The organism is Streptomyces sp. NPDC056231, from assembly GCF_048270745.1.
In the GTDB taxonomy this organism is placed as follows: Bacteria; Actinomycetota; Actinomycetes; order Streptomycetales; family Streptomycetaceae; genus Streptomyces.
The window spans coordinates 1-2440 of the sequence record NZ_JBLVKW010000183.1; the positions used below are offsets into that span (position 1 = coordinate 1).

Here is a 2440-nt window from a genome sequence, read left to right on the forward strand (position 1 = left end):
AAATTCACCTAAATATGGACGAATATCGCCTTTTAGTTTTTAATTAACTTCCTGTATTGGATGTTATGTCAACCCTAACTAAAAGTAATAAAGGGAAGAGAAAGACCTTGTCTTTCTCTTCTGTAGAAAACTTAATTGAGGTCCCACCAACGAAACGCTGAAAACATACGCTAAGGAATTGTTCAGAAAATCTTGAGTTGCTGAACACCTTGTCATTAAAGGATTTATAAGTGTTTCTTCCCTTCGGAAGTGTCCATTAACTCGTTCAATAATCAATGTTCAATAATTATTAAAATATTAAGTTTGTGAACGAATTTAATGTCTAAACGTATAAAAGGCCGTAATTTACTTATCGAAATCTGCTTAGCGTATGTTTTCCGCTAAATGTTGGTGAGACCCCTAATTGGAATCCCTAATCGTTGGTAGTGATTAGGGATTCTTTTTTTAAGTTATGACACTAAAAGTAATTATTTGTGAAATTCCTCTTTAGTAGTCACTTAAATAAGTGAGGTATAAAGTTGAAAAATTTTTCAAAAATCCATGTAGGAAGTGAAAAGAAAAAAGGATTTTTATTCTTTCACTAAAAATACCTAACATCACTTATTGGAGGTTTTTATAAATGGAAATATTTTATTTGCGAATTATCTTAATGTTAATAGGTTTTATTCTAGTTTTATTTTTTAATGTGGCAGGTACTTTGGCTTATCACGGTATAAAGATATATTTTTTAGTAAGGAAACACGGGAACGGAAAGAAAAATAAAAAGCCACCTAAAAATTAAGGTGGTTTTTTATGGTGTATTTTTAATACTAAAATGCAATGTATCATACATTGTATGGGAAATCGTAGATAACACTATCAAATACCAAGGTAAATGATAGCTTTTTTTCTTTTTTGATTTTTTTGCTAGTTTTTCGAATAACTTTTTTAAGGAATTTATCTAAAAATGTAACATTATTTTCTATTAATGAAAAAGATTCAATCTACGTGAAAAAGATTCCTGCTATAATGTAGTAGTAGTCCAAGGAATGGCCTCCCAAATCTGCGAAAGAAAGAGGTCATGTCCATGAAAAAAATCGTTAAAAAATCGTTAAAATTTATTACCACTCACGAAACCAAATTAAGAAAGGTTGTCGATTGGTTTTACTCAATCGGTCGCCTAGCTTATTTGGTTTACCGAGTGATAATGCTAAAGTGATTCCCACACTATAGCATTAAGCCGTAGAATGTTGCTTTAGCCACTGGACCTGGGAAGGTGATTATGGTTGGTGTTCCCGCACCTCGGACTTTAAATAGGTCATTCAAAGCCATTTCCCACTCACCTTCCTAAAACTTATTATGATTTTAACCAAAAAATGATATTCATAAACAAGAAAAAGTCACAGGTTCCCACACCCGTGACTTTTCTTTTTCCCACTCTCTGCGAAAAGAGTACGTCTAAATCGTTTAGAATTTTTACGTTAAAATTTCACTGTTGGTCTGATCATTCATCTGATCAGTTCCGATCACTGGTTCCGAAAACTTAACTTCCCACAGTCTAAGGTTTCGGACCCTCCTTCACAAAGTATCATTTCACATGACGGTAAAAAATACTTTTCATGGTGAACGATACACCATCATGGTATCACATTACTTTACTTTTGTTAACTATCCTATACGTTTTCTTTCTCATTTTTCTATTAGGATATAAAGATTTGAAGAAAGATTGTTTCCTTCAAATTTCATTGCATTGCTAGTTTGATAGAAGTATAATTCTAGTAAATTACATATGAACGGAAAAAGAACTCCAACTGTTATAGAGGGCTGCAACCCTACTATAACCGTTCCCCCTACCCAACTAGGGAAAACACTTGCCGAAGTTCTTGTAACTAACATTTTAAGTTATACGCTTATTTTAGTGTATATTCCTGTTAGTTTCAAGAAAAAAATCAAAGGCATTGTTTCCCAGCTTGTTAGGGAGATAGTGCCTTTTTCTTGTTCTCAAAAAGGAGAAATAAACAATGGCAAAAATGATTCAATTACCTTACAACTCTGATATTATCGTTCCGACTGCAACCGCACAGGCAGTCCAAAAAAACAATGAAAAACCTATTTCATTACAGGCATTAGGTTTGCTTGTAAATCTTCTTTCATACCCTACAACTTGGGAATTACATAAAACTGAATTATATAAACGCTTTGGGAAGAACAAGGAGGAATCGGTTAAATCAGCATGGAACGATCTAATGTCCGCGAACTATATTATCGAGTTTAAATATCGTGTCGGGAAGAAGTGGGAGTACGTTTATTATTTCCGAAAAGTACCGTTTTCCCCCGAAGAAAAGGCTCAAATCCTTGATAAAGCTAAGGATGAGTACGGAGAAATTTGGGGACTGGATTTTCAGGTCTTGAAAATGGAGACCCGAAAATCCCGAGGTAATCAAAAACCTTTATTAAATAA

The 2440-nt window shown here is 33.5% G+C and carries 2 protein-coding genes; both read left to right on the plus strand.

What is annotated here, in order from left to right:
- The first annotated feature begins 1768 nt into the window (after positions 1 to 1768).
- Entirely contained in the window at positions 1769 to 2035 is a 267-nt protein-coding gene (locus ACNPQM_RS43920) for a hypothetical protein (protein ID WP_375867853.1), read from the plus strand.
- Positions 2001 to 2440: hypothetical protein (locus ACNPQM_RS43925; RefSeq protein ID WP_418088386.1), on the plus strand; the 440-nt coding region annotated here is incomplete at its 3' end. The genes ACNPQM_RS43920 and ACNPQM_RS43925, both read left to right, overlap by 35 nt.